This window comes from Parvibaculum sp. (assembly GCF_049651025.1).
GTDB lineage: Bacteria > Pseudomonadota > Alphaproteobacteria > Parvibaculales > Parvibaculaceae > Parvibaculum.
Genome location: NZ_JBASBH010000007.1, coordinates 15601 through 34109 on the forward strand (window position 1 = coordinate 15601; position 18509 = coordinate 34109).

Here is an 18509-nt window from a genome sequence, read left to right on the forward strand (position 1 = left end):
TGAGGGGGCTGGTTGTGGAGCCTTCAAACTCCGCGAATAGGAGCGGTGGTCACTCAAAATCCCGAGTCGTCCCGGGATGACAACAACAGGTGCGCGGCCTTTTGATATCTTGCAGCAATCACCTCGCCCAACCATGATGCGCGCCATGTCAAAAACCGCCACCCCGATGAAAATCTTCGACCGCGCACTTCTGGCGCGGCGCCGCGCGCGCGCGGCGGCGGGTTTCGGCACACATGATTTTCTCATTCGCCGCGTCATGGACGAGGTTTCCGACAGGCTCGCCGCCGTCAACCGCAAGTTTCCCCTCGCCCTCGATCTGGGCAGCCACGGCGGCGCATTGGCGCTGGCCGAGACGGACAAGATCGGGCGCATTGTCGCGACCGACCTTGCACCCGCCATGCTCGATCGCGGAACGGGGCTTCGCGTCGCCGCCGACGAGGAAATGCTCCCCTTTCGCGACGGGAGCTTCGATCTGGTGGCAAGCGCACTGACGCTGCATTGGGTGAACGATCTCCCCGGCGCGCTGATCCAGATTCGCCGCGCGCTTGTCGCCGACGGGCTATTCATCGGCGCGCTCTTTGGCGGCGACACGCTGACCGAATTGCGCCTGGCGCTGGCTGAAGCCGAAATCGAATGCGAAGGTGGCTTGAGCCCGCGCGTTTCGCCCTTTGCCGATTTGCGCGACATGGGATCGCTAATGCAGCGTGCAGGCTTTGCGCTGCCCGTCGTCGATACGGATCGCGTGACGGTGCGCTATGCGAGTGTGTTCAAGCTGATGGCCGAACTGCGCGGCATGGGCGAGACCAATGCGCTGATCGAGCGTCGCCAGACGCCGATGAAGCGCGCAACGCTGCTGCGGGCGGTTGAAATCTATAACGAGAAATTCGGATTGCCGGACGGGCGCATACCCGCAACCTTCGAGATCGTGACCCTGACCGGCTGGGCGCCGCATGAAAGCCAGCAGAAACCGCTAAGGCCTGGCAGCGCGACAACGAAACTGGCCGATGCGCTCGGTACGAGAGAGCAGCCCGCAGGCGAAAAGACGCCGCGCGGCTGATGCCTAGCTCAGATAGTTACTGAGCTGCGTGAATGTGTCGGTGAGCTTGGTGCCGACGGTTGCGACCGCCGTTGCGACCACGACAGAAATGCCCGCAAGGATCAATCCATATTCCATGGCGGTGGCGCCACGCTCGTCGCGGCAATAGCACTTCAGCAAACCGAAAATCCCGCTCGTCACCATCGTCCAGCTCCCCGCTTTCGCAGCCCCGCTCCAATCCTCAGAGCAGATCGCGCAACACAGCCACCAGCGGCTCGTCCGCGGGCGGCATCGGATAGTCCCGCATCCTTGCAGGACGCACCCATTCCAGCGCCTGGCCTTCCATCCCCTGAACCGTTCCCTCCCAACGCCGGCAAACATAAAGCGGCATCAGCAGATGAAACGTCTCGTAGCTATGGCTCGCGAAAGTGAGCGGCGCCAGACACGCCTTCGCGACATCAATACCAAGCTCCTCGCGAAGCTCCCGAATCAGCGTCTCCTCGGGCAGTTCGCCCGCCTCGACCTTGCCGCCGGGAAACTCCCAAAGCCCCGCAAGCGGCTTGCCTTCAGGCCGACGAGCCATCAAAACCCGCCCGTCGACATCGACAAGCGCACAAGCCGCAACCAGAACGATCTTCAACTGGCTCAGGCTCTCTCCACGCTTGTCCGTCATGCTCTCATCTACTTCGTTAATATTCTGCACCCGGACATGGTTAAGCGCCCGTAACCACGATACGGCGCAACCGCCCCCTAGCTGCGGTAATCCGCGTTGATGCGGATATATTCGTAGGTGAGATCGCAGGTCCAGACCGTGGCGCTCCCGCGACCGACGCCGACATCGACCTCAATGTCGATATTCTCGCCCTTCATGTGGCGGGCGACCGGCGTCTCGTCATAGCCCGGCACCGCCTCGCCATTGCGCGCGACATCGACGCCGCCGATGCGGATGGCAAGCTTGTCGCGATTGGCAGCCTCGCCCGACTTGCCGACCGCCATGACGACGCGGCCCCAATTCGCGTCCTCACCGGCAATCGCCGTCTTGACGAGCGGCGAATTGGCGATGGCAAGGCCGATGCGATGCGCGGCCTGTGCGCTTTGCGCGCCCGACACCTGCACGCGAACGAACTTCGACGCGCCCTCCCCGTCTTTCACGACCTGATGGGCAAGATCGAGAAGCAGCTCGTCGAGTTTCGCCTTGAAATCATTGAGACGCGCATCGCCCGCGCGCTTGACGGGCTTTGCGCCCTGCATCGCCGTGCCGGTGGCAAAGAGCAGAAGCGTGTCGCTGGTCGAGGTGTCGCTATCGACCGTGATCGCGTTGAAGCTCGACTGCGTGCCCGATACGAGAAGTGCCTGCAGAACATCCGCCGGGATCGCCGCGTCGGTGACGACGAAAGCGAGCATGGTCGCAAGATCGGGCGCAATCATGCCCGAACCCTTGGCGATGCCGTTGATCGTGACCGTCGCGCCATCGATTTTGGCCTTGCGCGTCGCGAGCTTGCGGTAAGTGTCCGTCGTCATGATGGCGCGGGCGGCCTGATCCCACTGATCCGCCGCCGCGCTGAAAAGCGCCGTGCCGATGCCGTCAATGACCGGGGACGGGTCGAGGCGCTGGCCGATGACGCCGGTGGAGGCGATATAGACCTCCGATTTCGAGGCGCCAACCGCTCGCGCAGCCGCTTCCGCCGTCGCCTTGACGGTGGCGACGCCTGCCTTGCCGGTGAAGGCGTTGGAATTGCCGGAATTGACGACGACGATGCGGCCCTTGCCGCCCGCCACATTGGCGCGGCAGAAATCAACAGGCGCCGATGCCGTTTTCGAGGTCGTGAAAACGCCCGCTGCCGCCGTCCCTTCGGGGAGACGGATCACGAGAACATCGTCGCGGCCTTTATATTTTATGCCCGTCGCCGCCGTGCCGATCTCGACACCGGCAAGCGGCGGCAGTTTCGCATAAGCCTTCGGGGCCAGCGGAGACACCTTGGCCGCAGCCTTCGTCTTGGCTTTGGCCTTCGGCTTTGCCTTCACGACAGGCTTCGCCCCGGTCTTGGCCTTGATTGTCTTCACTCGGGGCGCGGGCTTTGCTTTCGCTTTCGCCTTTACCGACTTCGCCTTGGTCGCCATTGCCGACGCTCCGCTCGTTATCCTTATTTGGGCGCGGCCGGGGCCATTTTCGGCGTCTGCGCATCGCTGCCGACAATTTCAATCTTCGACTTCTTGCGCAAGGCTTCCATCGTCTTCGTGCCCTGTTCGCGAGCCAGCGTGCGCATAATATCGTCATGCGCCTCGTCAAGCGTCGGCTTCTTGCTCTTGCGCGTCTCGATCAACTTGATGACATGCCAGCCGAATTTGGTCTGAACCGGGTCGGAAATCTGGCCTGCCTTCATCTTGAAAACGACGTCTGCAAACTCCGGCACCATATCGGCCTTCTTGAACCAGCCCAGATCGCCGCCTTCCTGCGAACTCGAATCCTTGGACGCGGACTTGGCGACATCTTCAAAGGACTTGCCGCCCTTGATCTCGGCAATGACCTTCTGGGCCTCGGCCTTGGAAGCGACGAGGATATGTGCGGCATGGGCCTCGGTTTCGGGCTCGGCCTTGGCGATATGTTCGTCGTAATAGGCCTTCACGGCCTTTTCGCCGACCTTGTCGCGCATGAGCTGGACCCAGTAAACGTCGCGCAGCGCCTTTTCGTCATAATAGGCCTCGCGGCGCTTCACCATCGGATCGTCCTGCATCTTCTTCGCCTTGGCCTCCTGGGCGACGATGCGGCGGTCGATCAGCATGCCCAGCAGGTACTGGAAGCGAAGCTCTTCCGGCAGGCGGGCCAGCGCCTGGCCCATTTCCTCATCGGCAAGCGCAATATCGGAAAGCGAGATCGTCGCGCCATTGACCTTGGCGACAACATCGTCATGACCGGCAGCAGCGCTGGCGGGCTCCGACTTGTCGGCGGCAAAGGCCGCGGGGGCAAAGCCACCGGCCATGCCAAGCGTGATCAGGCAAACGGAAGCGAGAAGAAGCGAACGGCGCATAATGGCTCCTGAGGCCGGGAAACGGTGGCGCATGATGGAGCGCCAATCGTCCACATACAAGAACCCCCGCATTACGAAAAGGTCAGGGTTCGGGAGGGCTTAGGTCGCTGTGGTCACATTGACAAGCAACCCCCTCCCCCTTACATCTCCTCAGTCTTTTCACCCGCTTTGGCCCAGCGCCGGGGCTGTTTTTTGCCGTTCGCCCTTGGCTTTTGAGGGATGGTGCGGGGCCGTGCATGTCCAGCATCAAAGACAGCCCGTGCATGGCGCCGGGGCGGACCGCATGAGGAATATGACCTGATGGCAAGCTTGGGCGGTCTCGCCAAGCGTCTTTTCGGCTCCTCCAATGAGCGGAAGCTGAAGACGTACAAAGCGCGGGTCGAGGCAATCAATGCCTTCGAGCCGACGATTTCCGCATTGAGCGACGAGGCCCTGAAGGCCAAGACCGTCGAGTTTCGAGCGCGCCTAGCCGATGGCGCGACGCTTGACGATCTTCTGCCCGAAGCCTTCGCAACGGTGCGCGAAGCGGCCAGGCGCACGCTGGGCCAGCGCCATTACGATACACAGCTCATCGGCGGCATGGTGCTTCACGACGGCAAGATCGCCGAAATGAAGACCGGCGAAGGTAAAACCCTCGTCGCGACCCTCGCCACCTATCTGAACGCACTGCCCGGCAACGGCGTCCATGTCGTCACCGTGAACGACTACCTCGCAAAGCGCGACGCCGAGTGGATGGCTCAGGTCTATGGCTTCCTCGGCATGACCACCGGCGCGATCCTGCACGGGCTCGACGACAACGAGCGCCGCGAGGCCTATGCCTGCGACGTCACCTATGCGACCAACAACGAACTTGGCTTCGACTATCTGCGCGACAACATGAAGTATCAGTTGTCGGCGATGGTCCAGCGCCCGCAGGCCTATGCGATCGTCGACGAAGTCGACTCGATCCTCGTGGACGAAGCCCGCACGCCGCTCATCATTTCAGGCCCGCTCGACGACAAGTCTGAACTTTATCTCTCCGTCGATGACGTGATCCCCTCGATTGAGCCCGGAGATTACGAGCTCGACGAAAAGCAGCGCACCGTGAACCTCACCGAAGAGGGCAACGAGAAGATCGAGGCCCTGCTGCGCGAGCATGGCGTGCTGACCGAAGGTACGCTTTACGACATCGAGAACATCACGATCGTCCACCACGTCCAGAATGCGCTGAAAGCCCACAAGCTTTTCCAGAAGGACAAGGACTACATCGTCAAAGGCGACAAGGTGCTCATCATCGACGAGTTCACCGGCCGCATGATGGAAGGCCGTCGCTATTCGGACGGATTGCACCAGGCGCTTGAAGCAAAAGAGCGGGTGGCCATCCAGCCGGAAAACCAGACGCTCGCCTCGATCACCTTCCAGAACTACTTCCGCATGTACAAGAAGCTGTCGGGCATGACCGGCACGGCGCTGACGGAAGCCGACGAATTCATGGATATTTACGGCCTCGAAGTGATCGAAGTGCCGACCAACCGCCCGATCGCCCGTATCGACGAGGACGACGAGGTCTATCGTTCAGCGCCCGAAAAATACAATGCCATCGTCATCGAGCTTGAAGACTGCATAAAGCGCGGCCAGCCCGTGCTCGTCGGCACCGTCTCGATCGAGAAGTCCGAAACGCTTTCGGAAGTGCTGAAGAAGAGAAAAATCAAGCACAACGTCCTGAACGCGCGTTATCACGAGCAGGAAGCCTTCATCATCGCGCAGGCGGGCGTGCCCGGCGCGATCACCATCGCGACCAACATGGCCGGTCGCGGCACCGACATTCAGCTCGGCGGCAATCTCGAAATGCGTATCGCCGACGAGACGGCGGGCATCGAGGACGAAGCCGCCTATGAGCGCAAGGTCGAAGAGATCAAGGCCGATATCGCCAAGAAAAAAGATCAGGCGCGCGACGCGGGCGGCCTCTACATCATCGGCACCGAACGCCATGAAAGCCGCCGCATCGACAACCAGCTGCGCGGCCGCTCCGGCCGTCAGGGCGATCCGGGCCGCTCCAAGTTCTTCCTGTCGCTTGACGACGACCTGATGCGCATTTTCGGCACCGACCGCATGGAAGGCGTGCTGCAAAAGCTCGGTCTCAAGGAGGGCGAGGCGATCATCCATCCCTGGATCAACAGGGCGCTTGAAAAGGCACAGCAGAAGGTCGAAGCGCGCAACTTCGACATGCGCAAGAACGTCCTCAAATATGACGACGTGATGAACGACCAGCGCCGCGTGATCTTCGACCAGCGCGTCGACCTGATGAATGCCGACGACGTCGCCGACACGGTTTCCGACATGCGCCATCAGGTGATCGATGCGCTTGTAGCGGCCCACATCCCGCCAAAGGCCTATGCCGAACAATGGGACGCGGTGGGCCTGCAGGCGGAGGTCAGCCAGACGCTCGGCCTCGATCTGCCGATTGTGCAATGGGCCGCCGAAGAAGGCATCGCCGACGAGGAAATCCGCGAACGCCTCTATCACGAGGCCGACCGCACAATGGCGCAGAAGGTGACGACATCCGGCCCCGAGCTGATGCGTCAGGTCGAAAAAGCCATTCTGCTGCAGACGCTCGACCATCACTGGCGCGAGCATCTGATGATGCTCGACTATCTGCGCCAGGCCGTTGGCCTGCGCGGCTATGCGCAGCGCGACCCGCTGAACGAATACAAGTCGGAAGCCTTCACGCTATTTGAAAGCCTCCTCACACGGCTTCGCGAAGACGTGACGCGCCAGTTGATGAATGCGCAATTCATGCAGGAAGCGCCGCGCCTTGAAGAGACGCCGCTGCCGACGATGCATGCCCACCATCTCGACCCGAGCACGGGCGAAGACGAGCTTACCGGTGGCGATGTGGCAACCTTGACCCGCCCGGTGCGCAACGATCCCGGCGTCGCCGTCAATCCGAAGGATGTCTCGACATGGGGCAAGGTCGCGCGCAATGCCGCCTGCCCTTGCGGCTCCGGCAAGAAGTACAAGCACTGCCACGGCACGCTGGCTTAAAGCACCGCCAACCGCACAAAAGATAAACGCCCGCCTCTCTTTCAAGAGGCGGGCGTTTTTGTTTCCCGAAAGGCTCAGGCGTCTTGCGCCGTAAGCTTCGCCACGTCTTCGCGGTAGGTCTGGCCCGCCCAGTAGTAATGGACAGCCGCCCAGACGCCGATGAAGGCGGAGAGGAACAATGCCCAGCGCAGGCTTTCCGTGCCGAAACGCGGCTCCAGCAGATCGCTGAGAAGGCCAACGGTAAGCGGGCCGAACCCGAGCGCGATGAAGTTCAACACGAACAGCATCACCGCAGAGGTCAACGCGCGCATGTGCAGGGGCGTCAGGCTCTGGATCATCGCAAAGCTCGGCCCGAGGTAGAAGGCGCCGAGAATCGACGAGACGATATAGACCGGCAACATGATCGTGAGGTCGGACGACATGTAGAAGATGATGAAGAGCGGCATGCCGAGAATCTTGGCGACCGCAATCACCCATGCGTTCCAGCGCATATCACGCCGCGACAGCCGATCCGCGAGATAGCCGCCCATCAGCGCGCCGAAGCCGCCGACAAAACCCGCGATCAAGCCGAAGATGAGACCGACCGTCTGCAGGTCGAGCCCAAGACTGCGCATGAAGAAGGACGGCCCGAAGATCAGCCCGCCGTAACCGACGAAAGAAACGAGTGTCAAGCCGATGGTGATGTGGCGCGCCGAACGCGTGTTCCAGAGATGCTTGAACACCTGCAAGATGTTCGATTTCAACGCAGCATCATGCGCAATCCCGTCGGCATGGCCACGCAGCGGCTCCTTCATCGTGAAGCGGACCAGAAGCGCGATCAGAAGGCCCGGCAGGCCGACGACGAAGAACGTGGCGCGCCAGCCGTAATTGTGAACGACCCAGCCGCCAAGGATAAGGCCGATCATCGCACCGGCATAAACACCGATGGAATAAAACGCCATCGCCATTGAGCGCTGCTCTTTGGGATAGAGGTCGGCGATCATCGAATGCGACGGCGGGCTCGATCCGGCCTCGCCGACGCCGACGCCGATACGCGCGACGAGCAGCTGCGTGAAATTACCGGCCAGACCGCAAGCCGCCGTCATGGCGCTCCAGATCGTGACGGCAAGCGCGATGATGTTGCGCCGGTTGCCGCGATCCGCCCACATGGCAATCGGAATGCCGAGCGTCGCGTAGAACAACGCGAAGGCAAGACCCGAGAGAAGGCCAAGCCAGGTGTCGCTGACGTTGAATTCGTTTTTGATCGGCTGCAGCAGAATATTGACGATGCCGCGATCAACATGGCTCGACGTATAGGCGAGCGTCAAAATGATGAGCGCATAGTGCCGTCTGAACAGATTGCCTTCTCGCATACTGATCGGTACGCGCTCGTCTACCGTGCCTTCAGCCATTGTGCCTCCCCGGGAGATTTTTGAGTTTTATTTTCCAACACCTTAGAGACGCAAGGTCGCTGCGGCAATCGCAGCCTTGTTGCGAGATGCGAGACCCCTGCCATAATGCGCGCCAACGAGAACGCTGTTATCGGAGAAACATCCATGTCCGCCCCCACGCTCTTCAAGATCGACATCCCGCAATCGACCCTCGACACCATCGCCGCGAAAATTCGCGCCTATGAATGGCACGAGATGCCGGAAATCGCTGAAGGCGGCGACCGCTGGGCCTATGGCACCGACATGACCTATATGCGCGAGCTTTGTGACTACTGGCTGGCAAAGTTCGACTGGCGCAAGGCGGAAGCGAACCTCAACCGCTTCCCGCAATTCAAGGCAACGGTGGACGGTCAGGAAATCCACTTTATCCATGTGAAAGGATCAGGCACCGCGCCGCAAACGCTGCTGCTCACTCATGGCTGGCCGGGCTCGGTGTTTGAATTCTATGAGGTGATCGAACCTCTCGCTCATCCCGAGAAATTCGGCGGCAATGCTGAAGACGGCGTCAACCTCGTCGTCCCTTCGCTGCCGGGCTACGCATTTTCGGGCAAGCCGAAGAAGCCCATCGGGCCGAAGGGCACGGCAGCGCTCTGGGACAAGCTGATGCGCGAGGTTCTCGGCTACAAGGAATACATTGCGCAGGGCGGCGACTGGGGCGCGGTCGTCACGGGCTATCTCGGCTATAATCACCCGCTCGCAAAAGGCGGCGGCTGCAAGGCGATCCATATGAACATGTGGGGCCTGCGTCCCTCGGTCCTGCCGGAGGGCGAGGCCGAGCAGAACTGGGCGGCAGGCGCTGCAATGAACTTCGAACTGGAAGGCGCCTATCTGCGCTTGCAGATGACGAAGCCGCAGACGCTTTCCTACGGCATGATGGACAGCCCCGTGGGCGCGGCCGCCTGGATCATCGAAAAATTCAATTCATGGTCCGACCGCCGCGGCGCGGATGGCAAGGAACACATCGAAAACGCCTATACCAAGGATCAGCTGCTCACGAGCGTAATGATCTATCTGGTAACGAAAACCTTCAACACCGCGACCTGGTTCTATCGCGGCCTGTTCGAGGAAGGCGGCAACAACATGGCACCCGGCACAAAGGTTGAGGTGCCGACCGGCATCGCGAATTTCCCGAAGGAATTTCTGGTCTTCCCGCCGCGCTCCATGGTGGAGAAGGGCTACAACGTGGCGCGCTGGACCGACTTCGATCATGGCGGCCACTTCGCCGCCTTCGAAACCGGCAAGGTCTTCGCCGACGATGTGCGCGCTTTCGTGAAGTCCGTCAAATGAGCCATCAGATCGTACCCGCCGACCCATTCAAGATCGAAGTCCCTGAAGAGGAACTTCAGGATCTGAAGCGCCGCCTTCAGCGCACGCGTTTTCCAAACGAGCCGCAAGGCAATGCGCATTGGGAATACGGCACGAGCCTTCCCTACATGGAAAAGCTCGTCGAATATTGGCGCGACGATTTCAATTGGCGGAAGGCGGAGGCAAGCCTCAATCGCTTCCCGCAATATCGCGCGAGCCTTACCGACGCGGATGGAGAAGATCACGAGATCCACTTCATCTATAAAAAGGGCTCAGGCTCGAATGCCGTACCGCTGATCCTCACGCATGGCTGGCCCTCGACCTTCCGCGAATTTCTCGACGTGGTGGACCCGCTCGCGCATCCTGAAAAATACGGACGCAAAGGCCCCGCCTTCGATGTGATCGTGCCCTCGCTGATCGGCTATGGCTTCTCGTCGAAGCCGCGCATCCCGATCGGACCGGCGGCCATTGCCGATCTCTGGCACAGGCTGATGACGGAAGTGCTGGGCTACGACAAATATGCGGCGCAGGCAGGCGATTGGGGAAGCTTCGTCACCTCGCGCCTCGCGCTGCAGCATGGCGAAAGCCTGCTCGGCATTCACCTGACCATGCTGCCGCTCCGCCCCTCCCTCAAGCATCCGAGCCAGCCGCCGGTAAACGACGAGGAAAGCCGCTGGATCAAGGAAATGCAGGTCTGGTGGCGGCAGGAGGAAGGCTATCGCTCGATCCAGTCGACCAAGCCCATGGCGCTCGCCTTCGCGCTGATGGACAGCCCTGCCGGTCTCGCAGGCTGGCTCGCCGACAAATATTACCGCCTCGGCGATACCGACAAGACCGACACGATGGAAGGCATGATCGCGCGCTTTCCCTTCGACACGATCCTGACGCAGCTTGCGATCTACTGGTTCACCGGCACCATCAATTCGGCGAACACGCTTTACAAGGCAGGCCCCGCCGAAGGCTCCGCCTCGCTGAAACCCGGCGAGCGCGTGACCGTGCCGACCGCCTATTCAGAATATCCGATGGACACGCTACCGCTCACACCGCGCTCATGGGCGGAACGCGGCTACAACATCGTCCGGTGGCGGATCATGGAAAAAGGCGGCCACTTCGCCGCGATGGAAGAGCCGGAACTCTTCGCCGACGACGTCCGCGACGCTTTCGCGGAGATGCTCTAGCCCCAGTCCGGAATCCCGGCGCCGATGTCGATCCATTCCGTGTCCTCGAAATCGAGAACCTGATAGCCGCCATCGCCGAAGCCGATAATGTCGAGCGTGCCGAAATAGCTGAGGACCACGGAACGATTGAAGAGCTTATAACGCATGGGCAGCGTCACGGCTTCGACCCGTGTGATGACGCCATCGGCATGGCGCATTTTCAGAATGTTCCGCCGCCCGCAAGGCAGGCTGAGTTGAACATCGACGAGGCGAAGATATAGCGCCTTCGCCTCGGCCGCTTGCAGTTCGAGGTAGTTCTGTCCCGTTGGATCGAAGCCCAGAACCTCGCGCACAACCGGGCCGACGAGGCGCATGTCGATGCGCTCGGGCGATACATATTCGAGAATGGTGACGGTCGGCATCAGGGCGACAATGTCGTCGGGATCGACGCTGGAAAGGTCGGGCAGCAACCCGTCTTTCGGCAAACCGTCCCAATAGGCGAAAAATCGCCTGGCTCCATCGGAATACAAACCAGATCTGGTCATGCGCACGCTCCGATATCTCGTCGCGACGGCGGCATGGCCGCTGGCCATGCGGGAAATCAATCCGGCGGCGGCAGACCCGTCAGGAAACGCCGACGCGGCCCATCGCAAGGAACTTCTCGCGGCGCAAACGCTTCAGCGTCGGGCCGTCGAGCTTTTCAAGGCCGCGCAATTCTTCTTCGATGGCGTCGCCCGTTTCCTTGACCATCTGGGCGCGCTCGCGATGCGCGCCGCCAATGGGCTCGGGCAGAATACGGTCGATGACGCCAAGCTGATGCAGGTTCTGCGCGGTAATCTTGAGCGCCGTCGCCATGTCCTGCGCCTTGTCGGAGCTGCGCCACAGGATAGACGCGCCGGCTTCCGGCGAGATGACGCTATAGACGGCATGTTCGAGCATCAGCACGCGATTGCCTGTCGCCAGCGCAACCGCACCACCCGATCCGCCTTCGCCGATGATGACGGCAACCAGCGGCACGCCGAGGCCAAGGCAGCAATCGGTGGACCGCGCGATGGCTTCCGCCTGACCGCGCTCCTCGCCACCAATGCCGGGATAGGCGCCTGCCGTATCGACAAGCGTAATGACGGGCAGGCCGAAGCGATCGGCCATTTCCATCAGCCGCACGGCCTTGCGATAGCCCTCAGGCGTCGCCATGCCGAAATTGTGCTTCATGCGCGTCTGGGTGTCGGAGCCCTTTTCATGGCCGATGACCATGACCGACCGACCGCGAAAACGCCCCAGACCGCCGACAATCGCCTGGTCTTCGCCAAAAACGCGGTCACCCGCAAGCGGTGTGAAATCCTCGATCAGACGCTCGACGTAATCGACGAAATGCGGCCGACGCGGATGGCGCGCCACCTGCAGCTTCTGCCACGGCGTCAGAGAACTATATGCGTCCTGAAGAAGCTGAGCGGCTTTCTGCTCAAGCTTCGTGATCTCGTCATTGACGCTGATACCGGAATCCTGCGCGGCCAAGAGCTTAAGCTCCTGAACCTTGCCTTCCAGTTCTGCAATCGGCTTCTCGAAGTCGAGATATGTATGCATCGCGCTCAGGGGTGTCCGCCCTTTCAACTTCGAAAAAGCTTAAGGACCATGTCGGCCCGGATCCCTGATTTGCTCAGGAATTGGCCGGCACACTGGCTTCTGCGAGGCCCCTTGTCAACCGCCGGGCGGGCAGTTTTGGCCGCCGCTACGTTCATTGGTAAACGCCGAGCCCCTCGCTGTCACAAGCTGCGCATATGCCGCGTCTTTGTGCCATGGGCGAGAGCGGCGTGAACCCGGGTCGCCTCGCCTTAAGATCAGCTCGGAGGAAAACCCCATGTCAATCGCCCAGGCCGCCACCGATTCGCGCCATCTCACATTGAAGCGCCTCGCGCTTGGCCTGACGGCGCTCGGCCTCTTTGCCAATGCGCTTTACATGCTGGCCGACCCGCTCGGCTGGTACGGAGCCGTCGAAGGCGTGTCGGATACAGGGCCTTTCAACCCCCATTTCGTCCGCGATATCGGCGTCGCCTATCTGACGACCACTATTCTCGCCGCCGTTTCCGCCTGGTCGATCCGTCACGCCTTCGCGCTGATGAGCGCCGTGACCTTGTTTCTCGGCCTCCACGTCCTTCTGCACATCTGGGACATCGCGGCAGGCCGCCTCTCCCTCCACCACCTCGTCATAGACGCACCCGGCGTGCTCGGGCCCACTCTTGTCGCCGCGCTGCTCGTCTGGTGGGTGCGGGCCGACCGCGCCTGATCCGTTCAGCATCCAAAGGAGCCTCACATGTTCAAAACTCTGATCGAACGCAGCCTCCGCAAACAGGAACGCCGGACCGGCGAGAGCGCCGATTTCATGCGCGATATTTATGGCGCGGCCCCCGGCGGCTTCTGGCGCTTCGTCTTTTTCACCCCGATGGCGCAATACCGCAAAGCCCTGCCCGTCGAGGCCTATGCGGTGGCAAAAATCGCCGCGGCACATTCGGAAGATTGCGGCCCTTGCCTGCAAACCTGCGTCAATCTGGCGACGGAAGCAGGCGTTTCCCCGGCCATCATTCGCGCCGCCGTCACTGGCGACCTCGCGGCGATGGACGAGCGCACGCGCACCGCCTTTGAGTTTGCGCAAGCTGTCTGCGCCCATGACCTGCGCAGCGAGGAATTGCGCCCGCAAATCGAGGCATGGTGGGGCAAGGTCGCCACAGTGGAACTGGCCTTTGCCATCGCCTCGTCCCGGCTCTTCCCGACCGTCAAACGGGCGATGGGCCACGGACAGGCCTGTTCGCGCGTCACTATCGGGCGGGAAACCGTGCGGGCCGATCTCGCAACACTTTTGCCTGCATAATCGTATAGGCTTGCAGCCATGACAGCCAAAAGTCATATCGGCGAGGAAACGGCGGAAGCAATATTCGCTCGCCATCGCGCCCGAGTTTTTGCCATCGCCTATCGCTTCACCGGCACGGTGAGCGATGCGGAAGATGTTGTGCAGGAAACCTGGCTGCGCTGGAACGGCATCGACACAAGCGAAATCCGCTCGCCCGAAGCCTGGCTGACGACAGCGGCGGGACGGCTCGGCCTCGATCATTTGCGCCGTCTGCGCGCGCGGCGCGAAACCTATGTGGGTCCCTGGCTGCCCGAACCGATTGTCGAGGCGGCAAGCGATCGCCACGAGCCGACGCCGGAAGAAAATCTCTCACTCGCTGACGATATTTCAATGGCGCTTCTTCATATGCTGGAGCGGCTCGCGCCCGAAGAGCGCGCCGCCTTTCTGCTGCATGAAGCCTTTGACTATGACTACGGCGAACTCGCCACCATTCTCGGCAAATCGCAGGCAGCTTGCCGACAGATCGTCAGCCGCGCGCGCCGTCGCGTCTCGGACGACCGGCCCCGCTTTCATGCAAGCGCGCGCGATCACGAACGCCTCGCTGCCGCCTTCTCGCATGCGCTTGCGGCGGAAGATTCAAATGCGCTGATCACCTGCCTGCAAAGGGACGCGATCCTCTATTCAGATGGCGGCGGCAAGGCGGCAGCTGCGCTCAATCCGATTTACAGCGCCGACCACATCGCCCGGTTTTTCACAGGCATCAAAAAGAAATTCGCACTACCGCTCGACACCATGTTCGTCAGCATCAACGGGGAACCGGGCTTTGCCCTGCTCCACGAAGGCAAGATGCATTCGCTCCTCAGCATCGATGTGGAAGATGGCCGGATCGCAACGATCTACATCATGCGCAACCCCGACAAGCTGGCGCGAGCGGCGGAGACGCTGGGAGTTGAGTTGTTGCAACATTTCCCTTGAAGCGTCATGGCCGGACTTGATCCGGCCATCCACGTCTTTCTGCTTTTCGACGCTGCAAGGAAGACGTGGATACGCAGGTCAAGCCCGCGCATGACGCCCACAATGCTGTCCGAAAACAAAACGCCCTTAAGCGAACTTCTCGCGCGGAATGAGGCGCACCGTCGATGTGGCCTTGGCGAGCACGTCGCCTGCCTCATTCGTCAACCGGCCCTCGAGAAATACCGTCGAACGCCCGCGCTGCTCGATCCAGGCTTCGGCATGCACAAGCCCCGGCGCGGTCGGCTTGAAGAAGCTCACCTTGATTTCGAGCGACATGGGCGTGAAGGCGAAATCGGTGGCCGCCATCGTCGCATGCGCCATGGCCGCATCGATCCAGCCGGTCACGAACCCGCCCTGCGCGACGCCGCCCGAATGGCACATATGCATGCCGCAGCGATATTCGATGATGGCGCGACCAGCCTCTTTATCGAGCAGAACCACGCGCTCCTGCCCCAGAGATTTGGACAGGTCTCCGGCCTCCGTCGTCCGCCGATCGCTCATGGTCAACTCCACTCAGATTTCGATGTGGCGCAACCATACGACATCGCTATCGATGCGGTCGATGTGTCGATCTGATCCGGTCGCTTGCAAAAAAGTTCAAACCGACAAAAGCGGCACGAAGGCTCGGACTTACGCCGAGTCCTTCTTCGCAAGCGGATGATGCTCGTTGACCAGCGCCTTCAGCCGACCATCAAGCACATGGGTATAGATCTGCGTCGTCGAAATGTCGGCATGACCGAGCATCTGCTGAACGGCACGCAGATCCGCGCCATTGGCGAGCAAGTGGCTCGCAAAGGCATGACGCAGCGTATGCGGCGACACGCGGCCCGCATCGAGCTTCGCCGAGATCGACAGATCTTTCAGAAGCTGCGCGAAACGGTGGCGCGTCAGATGGCCCTGCCGACCGCGCGAGGGGAAGAGCCAGGGCGAGACCGTATCGCCAAGCCGCGCAACGCGGAGCGGCAGATATTCGTCGATGGCAAGCCGCGCCGCTTCCGACAAAGGCACCAGACGCTCGCGTCCACCCTTGCCGACAATGGTCAGAAAACGCCCGTCGCCCTTCGCCGCCGATAGCGGCAGGCCGACAAGCTCGGAAACGCGAAGACCCGTCGCATAGAGAACCTCCATGAGACAGACGAGACGCGCCCGCTTATAGGCACGCACCGACTCTTCCTGCGAACGGCCATCCTCGACAAGCCGCGCCGCCGCAAGCAGGGCATCGACTTCCGCTACCGAAAGAGTTTTGGGCAATGGCCGCGCCCGGCGTGGGCCTTCAATGGCGCCGCAGGGATCGTCGGTTCTGATGCCGTCCGTATAAAGAAATCCGTGAAACTGGCGGATGGCGGAAAGCCGCCGCGCCGCCGTCGAGGCTGAAAGCCCCTGTGTGGACAGACTTTCGAGATAATCCCGAACGTCCATCGTTTGCGCACCGGCGACATCCTTGTCGCGGCTGGCAAGAAAACCGGCGAAATCTTTCAGATCCCGCTGATAGGCATCGAGCGTGTTACGCGCAGCACCACGTTCGGCACTTAGCATTTCCAGAAAAGCGTCGATGTGATGCTGACCCGCATCCTTGGTATGTGACTCATGTGACATGGAACTCACCCGCGTCCGGCGTGACTACGTCCCATCAAAGCTTCGGTGGCGAGGCGCCGCGCCTCTCCATCGAGGTGAACCGCTCTGAGACTTGATACGCTTTGCGCAACTGCTTGACGGTCTGCGCTATCCGGCCCCCCAGGCCCGATTGCAACAAGTGAGAGCAACACGACTTCGCCGACCGAGCCATGCAGGCCGGCATTGTGTAACTGATTTAGAAGCGTCTCCGGTGCGCCGACGCTACGCGGCGCAGAACTCAAAGCACCGAGAACGGACTGTGGAAGCGGTGTGCCCAAAGCATCGATCAGCATCGCTTCGAGAGCCGCGAAATTCTGCGCTTCGGGCGTACCCGACTTCAAGTCGGCGACAATCTCGGCAAAGACCTGATCCAGATTGCCGCTTAGTCCCTTCGGATCGCCTATGCGCATGACGGCGGCAAGCTCGCGCCCGTCACGCCCAAGCGCCTGTCCACCTGCCGGTGCAATGAGCTTGTACCACGGCTCGGCATGCGCACGATCACCTTCAAGAAGAAAGGCCCGTGCGGCCGCGGGTGCAAGACTTTTCAGCGCCGGCGAAGGCGTAAAAGCGCTCAGCACCGGCAACAAGGCCTGAACGGTCGCCATATAGACACCGCCGCTTTCGCCCGCCACAAACATCTGCTTGATGAGGTCGATACGGTCGGCAGGCGAAACTTCCGCGTCGATGGCCTGAAAGAGCAGCGCGCGGCGCATGGCGGGCGACGAGGGGAAAACGCCAACCTTGGCCCCATCCAGCTCTTCCGGCTTGAACGTCGGCAACCTGTAAAGCGCCGTGAGTTCATCCGTCTTGAGCAGGCCGATCATGGCGGCGCGTTCGCCAGCCTCGATGCGGGTTTGCGCAGGCAAATTCTCGTCCTGCGAAAGCGTCTTCACAACGGCAGGAACGGCAATCGCGCCAGCATTCTTGGGCATTGCGCGCTTGGCGAGGCGATAGAAACGCACATCGAGAATGCTGAGCGATTTCGGCTCGGCAGCCTTGAGCTTCAACCCGTCGACCGCCTCGGCGGCCAGCGAAAAGAATAGCGGATCGTCGAGCCCCTGCTCGCGCGCGAGATCGAGCGTCAGATTCGCGGCAGCCTTGTTGCCGGACTGGATCTGGCAGAAGGCTGACAGCTTCGTGCTGAAGGCATCCGCCTCGTCATGGGCCGGATCGTTGCCGGCGGGAATGGCGGAGAGTTCCGAACAGGCATCCTTGTCATTGCCGAGCGCAAGCGCCGCCCTGGCACGCGCAATGGCGACAGGCGGCGATTTGTCGGCTCGCGCACTCTGCCCAAGGTCGGCGGCAAGATCCGCCCGGCCCGAAGCGATCAGCCGGTCGAGGCGCGCGGCAAGAAGCGAAGTGCTGTCGGATTGACCCTGCGGCGGCGTCGCGCTGGTCAGCAGCAGACGTCGCGCCAGATCGTTGACGACCGGCGAGCGCGTGGCGACCGGCATGACGGCAAGATTGCGATCGACATCGGCGCGCGTCGTACCGCGCCACATATCGGGGCCGAAGCCGCCATCGCCGTCACCGATAAGCCCGGCGGCAGAGGCATCGACGCCGCCAAGTTCGCCCATGGTGATGCTGGAATTGGCATGACCCGGCACGGCGGTCAAAGTCTGCATCACGCCTTGCGAGGAGGGCTCGGCGCCTGCGGGAAAAGCCGTGTCCGGCCCCGGCGACGTGGCGCCGAAACCGGGCGGCACGATCGGCTGCGGACCCGAACTCAGTGCCGGGCGCGAACCCGTTCCCCGATCACCATCTTCGCTGACCGGAGCCATGGGCGAAGATTGGGGCGCAGCCTGAGGCACAGACTGGGGCGCGGGCAGCGTCGTGGTGGTTGTGGTCGTCGAACCGTATGACCCGGTCGTGGTGGTTATGGTGCCGGGCGTCCGCACCGATCCGGCGGGCAAGGTCCCGAGCGTTTCGGCATGCGCGACAACGACCAGCGCCGCCGCCATGAAGAGGCCTGCACCAGCGCTGGCTGCCGACGGCATTACGCCGTGCTTAGCGCGGGAATTGGCCATCGGGCAGGACTTTTTCCACATTCTGAAC

General features: G+C 61.7%; 17 protein-coding genes. 7 read left to right on the forward strand and 10 right to left on the reverse strand.

Translation table 11 applies throughout. The annotated features are described in order from the left end of the window. Positions 1-136: 136 nt before the first annotated feature. Positions 137-1057: a methyltransferase domain-containing protein gene (locus tag WA943_RS00480; protein WP_424467623.1), complete on the forward strand. Its 921-nt coding sequence runs from the start codon at positions 137-139 to the stop codon at positions 1055-1057. Between the two features lie 3 nt (positions 1058-1060). Here the strand turns inward: WA943_RS00480 and WA943_RS00485 are convergent, their stop codons facing one another. From WA943_RS00485 to WA943_RS00500, 4 genes are all read right to left on the reverse strand, one after another. Then, complete coding sequence (locus tag WA943_RS00485) at positions 1061-1240, reverse strand: Flp family type IVb pilin (RefSeq protein WP_424467589.1); 180 nt, start codon at positions 1238-1240, stop codon at positions 1061-1063. A gap of 37 nt (positions 1241-1277) precedes the next feature. Beyond that, a complete protein-coding gene (locus WA943_RS00490; protein ID WP_424467591.1) occupies positions 1278-1709 on the reverse strand; it encodes a (deoxy)nucleoside triphosphate pyrophosphohydrolase in 432 nt (143 codons plus the stop codon). 77 nt (positions 1710-1786) lie between these two features. Further along, positions 1787-3157, reverse strand: a complete 1371-nt coding sequence (argJ, locus tag WA943_RS00495) for a bifunctional glutamate N-acetyltransferase/amino-acid acetyltransferase ArgJ (RefSeq protein WP_424467593.1) — start codon at positions 3155-3157, stop codon at positions 1787-1789. A 23-nt stretch (positions 3158-3180) separates the two neighbouring features. After that, on the reverse strand, positions 3181-4065 hold the full coding sequence (locus WA943_RS00500) for a peptidylprolyl isomerase (protein WP_424467595.1): 885 nt from the start codon (positions 4063-4065) through the stop codon (positions 3181-3183). 300 nt (positions 4066-4365) lie between these two features. Between WA943_RS00500 and secA the strand changes: the two genes are divergently transcribed. Beyond that, a complete protein-coding gene (secA, locus tag WA943_RS00505) occupies positions 4366-7089 on the forward strand; it encodes a preprotein translocase subunit SecA (RefSeq protein ID WP_424467597.1) in 2724 nt (907 codons plus the stop codon). 74 nt (positions 7090-7163) lie between these two features. On the opposite strand, the gene WA943_RS00510 is transcribed toward secA, so the two are convergent. Next, positions 7164-8480: a spinster family MFS transporter gene (locus tag WA943_RS00510; protein WP_424467599.1), complete on the reverse strand. Its 1317-nt coding sequence runs from the start codon at positions 8478-8480 to the stop codon at positions 7164-7166. 144 nt (positions 8481-8624) lie between these two features. Here WA943_RS00510 and WA943_RS00515 point away from each other — a divergent pair, with 144 nt between their 5' ends. After that, a complete protein-coding gene (locus WA943_RS00515) occupies positions 8625-9806 on the forward strand; it encodes an epoxide hydrolase family protein (RefSeq protein ID WP_424467601.1) in 1182 nt (393 codons plus the stop codon). Then, positions 9803-11002 (forward strand): epoxide hydrolase family protein, encoded by a 1200-nt coding sequence (locus WA943_RS00520; RefSeq protein ID WP_424467603.1) that lies wholly within the window; start codon positions 9803-9805, stop codon positions 11000-11002. The genes WA943_RS00515 and WA943_RS00520 overlap by 4 nt, the downstream gene beginning before the upstream one ends. Here the strand turns inward: WA943_RS00520 and WA943_RS00525 are convergent. Then, complete coding sequence (locus WA943_RS00525; RefSeq protein ID WP_424467605.1) at positions 10999-11526, reverse strand: PAS domain-containing protein; 528 nt, start codon at positions 11524-11526, stop codon at positions 10999-11001. The two genes, WA943_RS00520 and WA943_RS00525, sit on opposite strands and share 4 nt — an antisense overlap. Positions 11527-11605: 79 nt before the next feature. Next, on the reverse strand, positions 11606-12565 hold the full coding sequence (locus WA943_RS00530) for an acetyl-CoA carboxylase carboxyltransferase subunit alpha (protein ID WP_424467607.1): 960 nt from the start codon (positions 12563-12565) through the stop codon (positions 11606-11608). A 274-nt stretch (positions 12566-12839) separates the two neighbouring features. Here WA943_RS00530 and WA943_RS00535 point away from each other — a divergent pair, with 274 nt between their 5' ends. The 3 genes from WA943_RS00535 to sigJ are packed head-to-tail and all read left to right on the forward strand — an operon-like array spanning position 12840 to position 14801. Continuing rightward, a complete protein-coding gene (locus WA943_RS00535; protein ID WP_424467609.1) occupies positions 12840-13265 on the forward strand; it encodes a hypothetical protein in 426 nt (141 codons plus the stop codon). A 27-nt stretch (positions 13266-13292) separates the two neighbouring features. Further along, positions 13293-13847: a carboxymuconolactone decarboxylase family protein gene (locus WA943_RS00540; RefSeq protein WP_424467611.1), complete on the forward strand. Its 555-nt coding sequence runs from the start codon at positions 13293-13295 to the stop codon at positions 13845-13847. Positions 13848-13865: 18 nt separating this feature from the next. Then, positions 13866-14801 (forward strand): RNA polymerase sigma factor SigJ, encoded by a 936-nt coding sequence (gene sigJ, locus WA943_RS00545; RefSeq protein WP_424467613.1) that lies wholly within the window; start codon positions 13866-13868, stop codon positions 14799-14801. Between the two features lie 126 nt (positions 14802-14927). Here sigJ and WA943_RS00550 read toward each other — a convergent pair whose 3' ends face one another. From WA943_RS00550 to WA943_RS00560, 3 genes are all read right to left on the reverse strand, one after another. After that, the gene (locus WA943_RS00550; RefSeq protein ID WP_424467615.1) at positions 14928-15341 is read right to left on the reverse strand and encodes a PaaI family thioesterase; all 414 of its coding nucleotides are present in this window, start codon (positions 15339-15341) and stop codon (positions 14928-14930) included. Between the two features lie 129 nt (positions 15342-15470). Next, entirely contained in the window at positions 15471-16436 is a 966-nt protein-coding gene (locus tag WA943_RS00555; protein WP_424467617.1) for a site-specific tyrosine recombinase XerD, read from the reverse strand. A gap of 5 nt (positions 16437-16441) precedes the next feature. Continuing rightward, positions 16442-18509, reverse strand: a 2068-nt coding sequence (locus tag WA943_RS00560) for a hypothetical protein (protein WP_424467619.1), incomplete at its 5' end; no start/stop codon positions are given.